General features: G+C 65.1%; 10 protein-coding genes and 3 pseudogenes. 2 read left to right on the top strand and 11 right to left on the bottom strand.

The window, feature by feature from the left end:
• Positions 1-3 precede the first annotated feature (3 nt).
• From OJJOAM_RS12230 to OJJOAM_RS12245, 4 genes are all read right to left on the bottom strand, one after another.
• Positions 4-252, bottom strand: a complete 249-nt coding sequence (locus tag OJJOAM_RS12230; protein ID WP_422648100.1) for a hypothetical protein — start codon at positions 250-252, stop codon at positions 4-6.
• 867 nt (positions 253-1,119) lie between these two features.
• On the bottom strand, positions 1,120-2,232 hold the full coding sequence (locus OJJOAM_RS12235) for a hypothetical protein (RefSeq protein WP_422648101.1): 1,113 nt from the start codon (positions 2,230-2,232) through the stop codon (positions 1,120-1,122).
• Positions 2,198-3,328 carry a hypothetical protein gene (locus tag OJJOAM_RS12240; protein WP_422648102.1) on the bottom strand — a complete coding sequence of 377 codons (1,131 nt, stop codon included), beginning with the start codon at positions 3,326-3,328 and terminating at the stop codon, positions 2,198-2,200. The genes OJJOAM_RS12235 and OJJOAM_RS12240 overlap by 35 nt, the downstream gene beginning before the upstream one ends.
• A 76-nt stretch (positions 3,329-3,404) precedes the next feature.
• The gene (locus OJJOAM_RS12245; RefSeq protein WP_422648103.1) at positions 3,405-4,574 is read right to left on the bottom strand and encodes a hypothetical protein; all 1,170 of its coding nucleotides are present in this window, start codon (positions 4,572-4,574) and stop codon (positions 3,405-3,407) included.
• Positions 4,575-4,865: 291 nt separating this feature from the next.
• On the opposite strand from OJJOAM_RS12245, the gene OJJOAM_RS12250 reads away from it, so the two are divergent.
• Both OJJOAM_RS12250 and OJJOAM_RS12255 read left to right on the top strand, forming a co-directional pair.
• On the top strand, positions 4,866-5,051 hold the full coding sequence (locus tag OJJOAM_RS12250; RefSeq protein ID WP_422648104.1) for a hypothetical protein: 186 nt from the start codon (positions 4,866-4,868) through the stop codon (positions 5,049-5,051).
• Between the two features lie 381 nt (positions 5,052-5,432).
• Positions 5,433-7,337: a chorismate-binding protein gene (locus OJJOAM_RS12255; RefSeq protein ID WP_422649581.1), complete on the top strand. Its 1,905-nt coding sequence runs from the start codon at positions 5,433-5,435 to the stop codon at positions 7,335-7,337.
• A gap of 7 nt (positions 7,338-7,344) precedes the next feature.
• On the opposite strand, the gene OJJOAM_RS12260 is transcribed toward OJJOAM_RS12255, so the two are convergent.
• The 7 genes and pseudogenes from OJJOAM_RS12260 to OJJOAM_RS12290 all read right to left on the bottom strand — a co-directional run bounded on the left by OJJOAM_RS12260 (position 7,345) and on the right by OJJOAM_RS12290 (position 12,666).
• The gene (locus OJJOAM_RS12260) at positions 7,345-8,067 is read right to left on the bottom strand and encodes an ATP-binding cassette domain-containing protein (RefSeq protein ID WP_422648105.1); all 723 of its coding nucleotides are present in this window, start codon (positions 8,065-8,067) and stop codon (positions 7,345-7,347) included.
• Positions 8,064-8,763, bottom strand: a pseudogene (locus OJJOAM_RS12265) (ABC transporter permease). The gene OJJOAM_RS12260 and the pseudogene OJJOAM_RS12265 overlap by 4 nt, the downstream one beginning before the upstream one ends.
• Before the next feature lie 9 nt (positions 8,764-8,772).
• Positions 8,773-9,595, bottom strand: a pseudogene (panB, locus tag OJJOAM_RS12270) (3-methyl-2-oxobutanoate hydroxymethyltransferase).
• 49 nt (positions 9,596-9,644) lie between these two features.
• On the bottom strand, positions 9,645-10,007 hold the full coding sequence (locus tag OJJOAM_RS12275; protein ID WP_149316684.1) for a DMT family protein: 363 nt from the start codon (positions 10,005-10,007) through the stop codon (positions 9,645-9,647).
• Positions 9,971-10,489, bottom strand: a complete 519-nt coding sequence (folK, locus tag OJJOAM_RS12280) for a 2-amino-4-hydroxy-6-hydroxymethyldihydropteridine diphosphokinase (RefSeq protein ID WP_149316685.1) — start codon at positions 10,487-10,489, stop codon at positions 9,971-9,973. Before folK ends, OJJOAM_RS12275 begins: the two co-directional genes overlap by 37 nt.
• Positions 10,486-11,990 (bottom strand): annotated as a pseudogene (gene pcnB, locus OJJOAM_RS12285) (polynucleotide adenylyltransferase PcnB). Before pcnB ends, folK begins: the two are co-directional and overlap by 4 nt.
• Before the next feature lies 1 nt (position 11,991).
• Positions 11,992-12,666, bottom strand: coding sequence for an HAD family hydrolase (locus OJJOAM_RS12290; protein WP_006578919.1), 675 nt, complete (start codon positions 12,664-12,666; stop codon positions 11,992-11,994).
• Positions 12,667-12,694 lie beyond the last annotated feature (28 nt).

Genomic DNA, 12,694 nt, shown 5'->3' on the forward strand with positions numbered 1-12,694 from the left:
CCGTCATACGACGTTGCATAGAAGCTGCGAGCATCTGCGGTCGGGCTTGGAACGTTCAGCGCCCGTTTCCATCGTCTTCGGCTGCTGGGGTACCCAGTCGATCCTCTTCGGCTCCACGAAGCGGAAGGTTTTGACGTCCTGACGCCAGGTGCCATTGGGTTCGTAGTCAGGCGCCACGACGTGGAAGATGTCGGCGAAGGCTCGGTTCATCAATTCCTCGTTGTCGAAGGGGCCGAGGACGTTCAGTGGCACTCCCTTCCTTTCGGCGGCCAGCAGGCGGAGCTTGTAGTGGTTGGTCGAAGTGTAGAAGTCGGGGGCCTTTTTTCCATCCGAGCACAGATTAGCGGGATGTTGTTCTTTAACTCTTCGCGACGGTAACTTGTATCCTTTATCAGCACGTCATAGGGGTAGCAGTAGAAGTGATCGGCCAAGGGCGCGGCCGGCGGCAAAACCGGCACGCCAGGAAAATGGCGTTGCAAGAACCGCCCCTTGGGGCCGGGACCGTATAGCAACTCAAAATCCTCCATGTCGATTACGCCGTTCAAAAGGCCCGCCACTAGCACGATGTCGTGCCGGGAATCATGCAACGGCAATTTTTGAGCATCGGTTGCCGAAATTCCTAAACGCGTGAGGTGATGCGGCTTGATTCCATCGGGATGTTCCGAGTCTCTCCGAACGTGTTGGACAAACAGCTCGAGGGTGTCAAAAAAACACTTTGCGCGTTATCTTGTCCGCGGCATACGCGGAAGCCACCAGCAAGATGGCGGGGGATGCCTAAAAAATATATATGCGCGCCGTGAACAGTCAGGTTGCGCGCCTTTAGCGTCTTCAGCATGTCGCTCTTGCCCACAGGCGCTGGGTTCGCTGACCTACATGCATTCGCCACGCCATCTGCTGAATGATCGCTTGGCGCGATAGCAAATTGTCCCAAGCGCTTCGTATCTGAAGGCGATGACTCGATGCAGGTACGCGCTATGAAGGCCGAGGCCCGACGCGCGTGATCCATGGGGTTTAACGTGTTCAACGGTGACGAGCGGCTAGTGGAGGAGTGGAGCATGGTCTAGTTCCTGGGATGGGATTGGGGAGCCGACTTGCGCCTGGACCTCGGAATGGGACGGGTTACGCAACTCGGGGGGAATATGACGCACGGGCTGGCTTTTCTCGCGGCTCCACAAGCAACGTGGGGATGGTTCCTTCAGGTCCCGATGCGTCTGTCTCCTCCAAAGACTTCGGTGCGCGTGGAGAGATTCGAGCGTTGAACCACAGCAGCTCCGTCGAAACCGATACCGTTCTGGTCTCCGTGAGCGTCAGGCCACCGTGGAGGCCGATCTCTTCTTCGCGAAAGTCGCCCGTGTAGGCGCCGAATCCGCCAAGCTTGTAGTGCTCGTTCTTGGTCAGCAAACTCAAGCAGCGCTGCGTCACCGCGTAGCGATTACACAGATCGCCGAACGGAAAGTTGTCGCCGCTCAGTCCTTCTGCCAATGCCGTCCATGCGTTGAGCTCGGTGAGCTTGTCGTCCACCAGATATCGCCGGACCATGAAGGTCTGCCTGGAGTCGCGAGTGTGCAATCGCAGGTACTGCATGCACTTGCCGAGCTCCAGTTTCATCGCGTCAGGCGTCAGCGATTCGTTGTACGCACTCCATTGTTCGTGCACTTCCGGAATGTTCGAGTGTGCGATCAAGTCATCGACATTGCGAAAAACGATGTCCCACGCGAAAGAAGGCTGGGTGAGGCCATCCCTTGTTTCTCGCCGAATAAAATGTTGAGCGCCTCGCTCCCTGAAAGTTACAGTGGTACCCACCAGCTCGCCTGATGACAGGCCGCTCTTGAGATGGCTTGTGAGTTCACTTGGCAGCACGGTAGCGAGCACGCGCACTGCCGCACTGCAGCGGGAGCCCGCCCCAATGCCGTGAACCGCCACCCGCGTGGATCCTGTCCGATCGACCCGCGTCTGGCGAGTCAACAGATCGGTCTCCTTGCCGAGACGGGCATTGAGAGAGCCCTGAAGAAGCCCTTCTTTTACCTTGAGCCCAACGCCGGCAGAAATGCCAGCATTGACGGATTCCGATGAGGTCTTGTTGTCAAAGACATTCAGGGCGAGTGCCCCCTTCAACAGGGGCTGAAAGCACTGGTAGCACAGCTCTCGAAGCGCGCGGTCACCTTTCGATGCATACGGCGCAGCAGCCAGGTCTTTCTCAATCTTGTTCGCCAATTTCTTGCCGAATACCACGTTGACGGCGTCCTGGCTCGTCTTTACCCAGCCTCTTGAGCCGGGGGTGGCCGGGGGAACGTATGGCGATGCCGATCTCGGTACCATCTCGATCGACGTAGCTTGCGTCCACACCGACGTCCAGGGCGGTCGTCGTGGAGACGCTGATGCCGGCCCCGACCTGGCCGGTATCTCCCGTGGTCTCGCTGACGGTCATCGTTTGCCCACCGACGGAACTACTCAAGATGCCGAAGCTTCCCGTACGGGTGGTGGTACTCGCCTGCGAGAACGAGACGCTTATCGTGGGGGGCAGGGCCGGCGAGGATTGCGGCCGCGCCGGCACCGATGCTGACGCTCGCCCCTGCACCCGCCGTCCTCGAAACGCTGCCCTTGGCACCGTTACCGAGATTGGTGTCGATTCGATGACTTGCGATCTGTCGGAAATCTTCCCTAGTGCGCGGCGTCTGGGGGAAGTACCACCCCGGCATCGGCCTTGTCGCGGCCGGCTCGCAGCATCTCGACGACCTGCCGGTATTCCCGGAAGCGGCGAGATATCTCGGGCACCTCTGTAGACACTTCTGGCCTCGCCGGGGGTCGGCTGCGGGGCCGTTGCACTCAGCATGCCGGCCTCCGCGGCCCATTCGTCAATCACGTCTAGATCGATTCGTGTAATGCCGCTCAATTCCGCTTCAATTTCTGGTCGATGCGGACGGTTGGCTGGAACATCGATCAGGTCGCTGATGACGGCGTTCTTGAATGCATCCGTAACGGTATACGCGTGCAGACGCATGCCGAATTCGGTGGAACAGAGCCATTGTGTTAGAAGACCGCCTCGGACGAGGAAGGCGATCTGCGGTGTGGTCGCATTGTTCTGCGCCACCACGTCGAATGGGCGCTCTGACTGGAGCGCTAAATCGGCTTTCAGATACCAGGCTCGTATGGCAGTCAGATGCTCGCGAAGCTCTGCCAGACATGTCCTGGTATCGCCTTGACTGTGGAAGTGGTGTTGCGACCGTCGAAGATCATTCTCTGAGTAGTGCTGAACTGCACCATCGACCCCAATCGTGCGTATCACGTTGTCGAGTCGATTCAATATCTGCTCGAGTTCCAGCTCCACCTTCCCAGTGGCTTCTACCGATAAACCAAGCTTCCGTACTTCATCCCCGAATCCCAAAACATCCCGCAACAATGCCTCATGCGGAAGCAACGGAGCCCCCCGCCGCCATCTTGAAATGCAACACCAGCAACCGTGTCATGCGGCCCATTGCCGTCTGGTAGTCCTGGCTCTGCTGCGTGACGGTCCTCCGGGTGGCGGCCTGCGTCATGGGATCACCCAGCGCCAAGGCAACGGGTGAATCGTCGGGCATCATCTCTCTCTCGACACCCGTCAGCAGATCGACGCGCCTGCGCGGCAGCCACTCCAACACCAGCTTGTTGAGCAGGTGCTGAAATTGTGCGAGCAGGCCATCATCCAGGTCGTCGCGGAAGCCGTTACGCCACAAGGCGAGCGCCACGACTTCGTCTTTCGACAACGGTGCCGCCAAGGATGGCACCGAACCTGCCCCCTCCATTGCTTGGCGCTGCGCCTTCATCCATGCAGGATCGGCCAACGCGCGGATCTGCATCAGCTTGACGGCGCCGAGCAACGCGCGATACGCCAGCCGGTTTTCCTGTGGGTGGTTTGCATCGGCCAACATGGCCGCGGCATATTCGGCGGCGCCGATTGGATGTCCGGTCCAGGCCCGCATGGCATCAAGGTCGCTCGCGATGTTGCCGTCGGCGTTTGCCGATCCACGGCGCGCGTCCTCGTGGCGGGCGGCATCGCTACGGGCGATCAAGTAGTCGCACGATTGAAGATAGATCCGCAATGCCGCTTGCCACTGCTCCACGACAGGCTCCGGCAAATCCGCGGGCCGGCCGATCAGCTCCAGAAGCATTTGAAGGCCGAACTCGCAACGGGATAGCCGACGAGCAACCTGCCAGCATTGAATCGCTGCCTCGCTGTGGTCGCTCAACTGATGCCACGAAGAGCCCAGCATGCCGAGCACCTCGGCTGCTTCCTGCGGTGACCGTCTCCGTGGCGTTTGTTCGGCAGAGACCTGGGTCGAGATCGCGCATCCAAGCAGCAGCAGCTTTGCGCGCGTCACGAGCGGCACGTTGGCACTGCCAGCATTGGCAACCACGGACCCCTGGACGCCCACCATGGCAAGCATCTCGCCATATAGCCGTGCGAACGCCTGCTGTGCGTCTTCGCCGGCGAGGTCGAAGGCTGCCGTGAGTTCCGTTCGGCAAGCCTCGTCATCCAATTCTGGCGCTTCAACAGGCTGCAATTTCGTTGCTGGCCCAAAGAGCCGGCAGAGCAAACCATTTCGCCACGCGTAATCGCGTTCGCTCAGGGGGCTTGCATGCTGTCGAGATCTTGATCTTGCCGGCCGGCCGCGTACCATGGTTTGCCAAATGCACGGCGGCGTAGTTCGATTGGCCTTCCGTCGTTTTTTTCCCGGGCGTCTGGATACTGACTGTTGGCGCCAGTACGCTCGGCGGCCCCTCCGCCTTCTCCTGTCCATCCGCAAATCCCGTCCAGCTTTCGACTGCCTTGCCGATCCGATAGGACCGGCTGCCTACACCGCGGAGCTGAAAAAATCGGCAACTCGGTGAGTAAAAAACTCCTTGATGGCCTGGAAGAATCGCGTGGCGAGCGGGAGATCTTCGATATCGAGTCGGCAGACCTGAACGCCAAACTGGCCGGTTCTGGTGACCAGGTATTCGTGGCCCTCCACTTGCACGTTCAGATAGCCGATGTCGCCTTCACGAACGCGGAGCAGCGGTTCCTTCTCTGACCTTGGGATGGTGGCCAAATCCTCGAGGCGCGCACACTTGATGGTGGATGTCCTGTCTCCCATCTCTCCCCCGTAGCGGTTTCAGTCCCGTGCGTCATGCACGGGGTGACGGTCCCGTTTTTTTGCGCCATCACTGCGGACGGCATGGCGGCAACGATCCGCGCATTGGGCAGACCTCGCTATAAAAAACGGCGGAGAGTTGTTTTTGCTGGCAACGACGAACACGGTGCGCTTGTGGGAAGGCGAGCGGACGGCGACGTGGGGTGATGCTTGTCGCCCAAGCGAATTGCGAAGGCGTGTTCGTCGCGGGCGATAATGTCGCCTCTCGTTTGTCTGCCGGCCCGATGCCGCGCCCGACGCGTTCCCTCACCCTGTTGCCCGATGTCCACGTTGTCCGCTAGCCCAGGCGCTTCCGCTTTGTCCTTCCTGCCTCGGATCGACCCCGGCGCCCCGTTCGTATTGCTCGACGAGGCCACGGGAGTGGGGGCGACGTGCCGGCTCTATACCGGCTTCATGCGCATGGACGTCGTGCCGGCGGGTGCACTGGATGGCTTGGAGCCGAGCTTGAGAGAGGGATGGAAGGCCGGATGGCATGCCTGCCTGTTCGCTCCCTACGAATTCGGCGCGCCGCTCGTTCGGGTGCCGACGCTGGCGCAGCCCAGTGCCGACAATCCGTTCGCCGATGGCGGGATGCGCGTCCTGTGGTTCGCGTCCCAAACGGTGTGCGATGCGGCGGAGATCGGACACTGGCTCGATGAACACCGCGACACCGCCGCGCCCGCCGGCGCGATGCAGGTCCGCTCGGACACCGACGAAGCGCGCTTCCACGCGGCCATCGCCCGCATCCACGCATGGATCGAGGCCGGCGACACCTACCAGGTCAATTTCACGCAGCGGCTGCGCTTCGATGCCTTTGGCGATCCCATCGCCTTCTATCGGGACTTGCGGCGGGCGCAGCCGGTGCCGTATGGCGCGCTGGCCCGGCTGCCCGGCGATCACTGGGTGCTGTCGCTGTCGCCCGAGCTGTTCTTCCGTCACGACGGCGGCGGCAAGCTGGTGACCCGGCCGATGAAGGGCACCGCGTTGCGCAGCGGCGATGCAAAGCGCGATGCCGAAGCCGCCGCCGCGCTGGCGGCCGACGACAAGAACCGGGCCGAGAACGTGATGATCGTCGACCTGCTGCGCAACGATCTCGGCAGGGTCGCGCAACCGGGCACGGTGCAGGTGCCGGAACGCTTCGCCGTGCAGCCGTTCGGCCAGGTCCTGCAGATGACCTCGACCGTCACGGCGATCGCGCGCCCCGGGACCACGCTGGCCGGCCTGCTGGCCGCGCTGTTTCCGTGCGGCTCGATCACCGGTGCGCCAAAGCGCCGGACCATGGAGATCATCGCCGAGCTCGAACGTGCCCCGCGCGGTCTCTATACCGGCGGGATCGGCTGGGTCGATGCGCCCGAGGCGGGCGAGACCCTGGGGCGTGCGGCCCTGTCCGTGGCGATCCGCACGCTGGTGCTGGGTCCGCGCCGCGACGACGGCCTGAGGGCAGGGGAAATGGGCGTGGGCAGCGGCATCGTGCACGACAGCGTTGCCGCCGACGAATACGCCGAATGCGGCTGGAAGGCACGCTTCCTGACCGGGCACGATCCGGGCTTCACGCTGATCGAGACGATGCGGGTAGAGCAGGGCCGCTGCCTGCGGCTCGATGCGCATCTGTCCAGGCTGCGCGCGTCGGCGGCGTGTTTCGGTTTTCGCTTCGATGAGGAAGCGGCGCGCGAGGTCATTGCGGGGGAGGCGGCGGCCCTCGCACAAGGCCCCGCGCGGCTGCGGCTGACGCTGGACAAGGCCGGAACGCTGCTATGCACCTCCGATGCGCTGACCCCGTTGCGGCAAGGACCGGTGAGCCTGATCGTCGCCGACGCCGCCTTGCCGGTCGCCGATCCCTTGCGCCGGCACAAGACCAGCGCGCGCGGCACCTTCGACGCCGGCTGGCGTGAGGCCGAGCGCATCGGCGCCTTCGACAGCCTGTTCTTCGACACGCGCGGCGAACTGCTGGAAGGGGGGCGCAGCTCGGTCTTCGTGCGCGTCGACGGGCGCTGGCTGACACCGCCGCTGACGGCGGACATCCTGCCGGGCGTGATGCGTAACGAGGTACTGCGCGATGGCGAGGGCTATCTTGGCGGAACGGTCGCCGAGAGCCCGATCACGCGCGAGATGCTGCTGCGCGCCGACGGACTGGCGATCGCCAACGCGCTGCGCGGCGTGCTTCCTGCGACCTTGCGATTGCCTTGAAGCAGGCCTAGCGGTGATGGGTGTCGAGCCGTCCGTCGGTCAGCTTCCAGCGTACCACGCCGGGCAGATTGATCAGGTCGCGGTCGTGGCAGATCATCACCACCGTGCGTCCTTCGGCGGCGAGTTCGCGCACCAGCGCGATCACCTGTTCGCGCGCGTGGCCATCCAGATTCGAGGTCGGCTCGTCGAGCAGCAGCAGGTCCGGCTCGAGCACCTTGGCGCGGGCCAGCGCCACGCGCTGGATTTCGCCGCCGGACAGGCGGTCGGGCGCGGTGTCCTGGACGTGCGTGATCCCGGCCCAGCCCAGCGCGGCGCCGACGCGGCGTGCGACCTCGTCGGCCGGCAGTCCGCGCGCGTGCAGCCCGTAGGCGATGTTCTCCCGCACCGAGGTGCGGAACAGGTACGGATGCTGATGCATGTAGGCGATGCGCTGGCGCAGCGCAAGCGGCAGCGGATCCAGCGCGGCGCTGCACGGCCGGCCGTCGGCGCCGGTCCAGTCGACGGTGGCGCCCGGCGCGCGTTCGAGGCCGGCGATCATCCGCAGCAGCGTGGTCTTGCCGGCGCCGTTGACGCCGGTCAGCACCACCGCGGTGGCGCGCGGAAAGGCCAGCGCGTCGATATCGAACAGCGCACGGGCGCCGATCCGGCGGCGCAGCCCGCGCACCACGAGCAGTGGCGGCGCCAGCGCATCCGCGGCGGGGCGGTTCCGATCCGGCTCCGGTGCGTTCATCGGCGAAATCCTCCGGCGCCCTGCAACCACGCCAGCAGCACGTTGACCAGCAGGGCCAGGGCGACCAGCACGATGCCTAGCGCGATGCCCTGGGCGAATTCACCCTTGCTGGTCTCCAGGGCGATTGCCGTGGTAATGGTGCGGGTCGAGCCTTCGATATTGCCACCGATCATCAGCGCCGAGCCGACTTCCGCGATCACGCGGCCGAAGCCGGCGACCACGGCCGCCATCAGGCCGAAGCGCAGTTCGCGCAGCACGGTGAAGAAGGTGCGCCAGGCGCCGGCGCCCAGCACCCAGGCGGTCTCGCGCAGCCGCGCGTCGGCGCCCTGCAGCGTCGACAGCGCGAACGCCAGCACCACCGGAAAGCCGATCACGGCCTGGCCGATCACCATGCCGGTCGGCGTGAACAGCAGCCCGAGGCTGCCCAGCGGGCCCTGGCGCGTCAGCAGCAGATAGAGGGATCAGCCCGACCAGCACGGTCGGAAACGACAGGAAGGCCTGCGCCAGCACCACCACCAGCCGCCGGCCGGGGAAGTCATGGGTGGCGATCAGGTAGGCGGCGCCGATCGCCGGGGCGGTGGCGATGGCCAGCCCCGCGAAGGCCACCTTCAGCGAGGTCCAGACGATCTCCCACAGCGCGGGATCGCCGTCGGCGAGCAGCGCGAAGGCGGCCGCGGTGGCGGCGCCGATCTCCATCGGGCGCCGTCAGGCCGAGAAGGTGTGTTCGGGCGCGGGGGAAGCTGCCGTCCTTGACCGCGGCGACATAGGCGCGGATCGCGCCCTCGATCGAGGTCTGGCCTTCCATGAAGTTGCGCACGAACTTGGCTTTGCGGCCGGGATAGATGTTCAGCATGTCCTGCAGCACCAGTACCTGGCCCGAGCAATCCACGCCGGCGCCGATGCCGATGGTCGGAATCTCCAGCTGGCTGGTCACGGTGGCGGCCAGCGCGGCCGGCACCGCCTCCATCACGATCAGCTGGGCGCCGGCGCTCTGCAGCGCCTCTGCGTCGCGGCGCAGCTGGGCCGCGCTCGCGTCGGTCTTGCCCTGTACCTTGAAGCCGCCGAAGGCATGCACCGACTGCGGCGTCAGCCCGATATGCGCGCACACCGGAATGCTGCGCTCGACCAGGAAGCGGACGGTCGGCGCGAGCCATTCGCCGCCTTCGAGCTTGACCATCTGCGCGCCGGCGCGCATCAGCGTCGCGGCGCTGGCAAAGGCCTGCTCGGGCGTGCCGTAGGTGCCGAAGGGCAGGTCGCTGACGACCAGGGCGGTCTGGTTGCCGCGCGCCACGCATTCGGTGTGGTACGCCATCTGTTCCAGCGTGACCGGCAGCGTGGTCTGCTGGCCCTGCATCACGTTGCCCAGCGAATCGCCGATCAGGATCACCTCGACGCCGCAGTGGTCGAGCAGCGCGGCAAAGCTCGAGTCGTAGGCGGTCAGCATCACGATCTTTTCGCCGGCGGCGCGCATCGCCTGCAGCTTGGGGATCGTGATGGACTTGCGGGAGGGTTCCAGGAGATAGCTCATCGATGTGCCTCGGAGGTCCGCTGGCCGGCGCCCGGAACGGGCGGCGCTGTCAGCTGCGGAAGATGAAATAGACGGCACCGACCATGCACAGCGCCGCCCACACGTAGTCCCACTTGAAACTTTGCTGCATGTACAGCAGCGAGAACGGCACGAACACCGTCAGCGTGATCGCTTCCTGCAGGATCTTCAGTTGCGCCAGCGAGATGCCATGCTGGAAACCGATCCGGTTGGCCGGCACCTGCAGCAGGTACTCGAACAGCGCGATGCCCCAGCTGACGATCGCCGCGATATACCAGGGGCGGCTGCCCAGGTCCTTCAGGTGGCCGTACCACGCGAAGGTCATGAACACATTGGACAGCGTCAGCAGGCCGGCAGTCAGGAAGAACGGGGAGATTCCGCTTGGCGCGTACATTGGCAGAAGGAAACTTTGTCGATGCGCTGGCCCGCGACCGCGGGCAAATGGTCGGCCGCACGGCCGAGGCCCGGGATCACCAGCTCGGGTTCGAGCTCGAGCAGCGGCACCAGCGTGAACGCGCGCGCCGCGACGCGCGGATGCGGCACGGTCAGTTGCGCGCCGTCATGCATTTCGTCGCCGAACACCAGCAGGTCCAGGTCCAGCGTGCGCGGTGCATTGCGAAAGGGCCGCTCCCGGCCGAACTGGTCTTCGATATGGTGGCAGATGACCAGCAGCTGGGCGGCCGTGAAGCTGGTCTCCAGCTTGACCACCGCGTTGTAGTAATCGTCGCCGCCGGCATCGACCGGCGCGCTGCGGTACAGCGAGGATCGCGCCACGATCCGGATGCCGACCTGCTGCGCCAGGCAGACGATGGCATCCTTGACGGCTTGTCTTGCGTCGCCCAGGTTGGCGCCGATGCCGATGAAGGCCAGTGTCATTCGGTTTCCTCCGGCTGGCCGCGGGCGCCGCCATGCTGGTCGGCTGCCGCGTCCGTCTCATCCCGGGGGAAACTTTATCCGATTTCCGCGACGGCCGCCGACGGCGCTTCTTGCGCGCCGGGCCCTCGCTGCCGGCGGTGCCGGAGGCGCGTGCCGCTTCGATCAGATTCTCGCGGCCTTCGGAGTCGGCGTTCTGGAAGTCCTGCCACCAGGTCGCCAGTTCGGCCGGCATCTCGCCGGCCTCGCAGCGCAGCTGCAGGAAATCGAAGCCGGCGCGGAAGCGCGGCGATTCGAGCAGGCGGAACGGCATGCGGCCGACGCGCTTCTCGAAGCGCGGCTGCATGCCCCAGATGTCGCGCATGTCGGTGACGAAGCGGCGCTGGATCGCCAGCTGGCCGGTCTGCCGCTCGAGCACGTCGTCCATCGCCGCATTGAGCGCCGCGATCGGATGCTCGCCGCCCTCGCGCAGCGACTTCCAGCGCTGCAGCACGTGGTGCCACAGCAGCGCGGCGAACAGGAAGCCGGGCGAAACCGGCTTGCCGGCCTGCACGCGGCGGTCGGTGTTGTCCAGCGCCAGCTGCACGAAGCGCTGGCCCAGCGGCTGTTCGATCGCGACGTCGAGCAGCGGCAGCAGGCCCTTGTGCAGGCCGGCCTTGCGCAGCTCCTGCAGCGAGGCCCAGGCGTGGCCCGACATCAGCAGCTTGAGCATCTCGTCGAACAGGCGCGCGCTGGGCACGTTGTGGATCAGCGAGGCCAGGTCGGCGATCGGCTGGCGCGTGGCCTCGTCGATGTCGAAGCCGGTCTTGGCGGCGAACCGCACCACGCGCAGCATCCGCACCGGGTCCTCGCGATAGCGGGTGACCGGATCGCCGATCATCCGCAGCGTGCGCGCCCGCATGTCTTCCATGCCGTGGTGGTAGTCGTGCACCGTCTGCTCGGCCGGGTCGTAGTACATCGCATTGATGGTGAAGTCGCGCCGTTCGGCGTCCTCCGCCTGCGAGCCCCAGACGTTGTCGCGCAGCACCCGGCCGGAGGCGTCGATCGCGTGGGTCTTGTTGTCCAGTTCGGCGCGCTTGAGCCGGCGGCCTTCGGGCAGCGTTTCGCTGGCCACCGCGTCGACCAGCGCGCGGAAGGTCGACACCTCGATGATTTCCTGCTCGCGGCCGCCGTAGAAGGTCACGTGCACGATCTGGAAGCGCCGGCCGATGATGCGCGAGCGGCGGAACAGCGCCTGCACCTGGTCGGGCGTGGCGTTGGTCGCCACGTCGAAGTCCTTTGGCTTGATGCCGAGCAGCAGGTCGCGCACCGCGCCGCCGACGATGAAGGCCTGGTAGCCGGCCTGCTGCAGCGTGCTGGTGACCTTGACCGCGTTGCGCGACAGCAGCGTGGGATCGATCTGGTGCTCGTCGGCGGTGATAATGCGCGGCGTGTGGGCGCGGCCGAGGCGCCGCTGCTTGGGCCCGGGCTTGCCCAGCAGCCGGTTGATAAGCTTCTTGATCACGTCAGAACAGGTCCATGATGCGCCAGCCGGCCGCGGCGGCATGATGGCGGAGGCGCTCGTCCGGGTTGGTGGCGATCGGCTCGGTGACCTTGGCCAGCAGCGGCAGGTCGTTCATCGAATCGCTGTAGAAAGTGGTGGTGGCGAAGTCCTGCCAGCGCGCGCCCTGTTCCTTCAGCCAGGCCTCGACGCGGGCGATCTTGCCTTCGCGGAAACTCGGAATGCCGAACACCTCGCCGGTGTAGGCGCTTTCCGCCAGGCCGTCGGCGGTGGCCGGTTCGGTGGCGATCAGGTGCTTGATGCCGAAGGCGGCGGCGATCGGCGCGGTGACGAAGCTGTTGGTCGCCGTGACGATGGCGCACAGGTCGCCGGCGTCCAGGTGCTTGTAGACCAGCGCGCGTGCCTGCGGCGTGATGGCCGGCTCGATCACTTCATGCATGAATTGCTGGCGCCAGGCGTTCAGGCGCTCGCGCGGATGGGCCGCCAGCGGGGCCAGCGCGAACTTCAGGAAGGCTTGGATATCGAGGGTGCCGGCCTTGTAGTGGCCGTAGAACTCGTCGTTCTTGCGACGATAGGTTTCCTCGTCGACCACGCCAAGACGGACCAGAAAGCGGCCCCATTCGTGGTCGCTGTCGGTCGGGATCAGGGTGTGGTCGAGGTCGAACAATGCCAGATTCATGGGCGGCGATTTTACCTTAAGGGGGATG

It is taken from the genome of Cupriavidus sp. H18C1, from assembly GCF_049311595.1.
GTDB lineage: Bacteria > Pseudomonadota > Gammaproteobacteria > Burkholderiales > Burkholderiaceae > Cupriavidus > Cupriavidus cauae.

Excerpts from the sequence above, each read along its gene's own strand:
- OJJOAM_RS12290 (WP_006578919.1), bottom strand. The coding sequence starts at position 12,666 with ATGAATCTGGCATTGTTCGACCTCGACCACACCCTGATCCCGACCGAC.
- folK (WP_149316685.1), bottom strand. The coding sequence starts at position 10,489 with ATGACACTGGCCTTCATCGGCATCGGCGCCAACCTGGGCGACGCAAGA.
- OJJOAM_RS12255 (WP_422649581.1), top strand. The coding sequence starts at position 5,433 with ATGTCCACGTTGTCCGCTAGCCCAGGCGCTTCCGCTTTGTCCTTCCTG.
- OJJOAM_RS12260 (WP_422648105.1), bottom strand. The coding sequence starts at position 8,067 with ATGAACGCACCGGAGCCGGATCGGAACCGCCCCGCCGCGGATGCGCTG.
- OJJOAM_RS12275 (WP_149316684.1), bottom strand. The coding sequence starts at position 10,007 with ATGTACGCGCCAAGCGGAATCTCCCCGTTCTTCCTGACTGCCGGCCTG.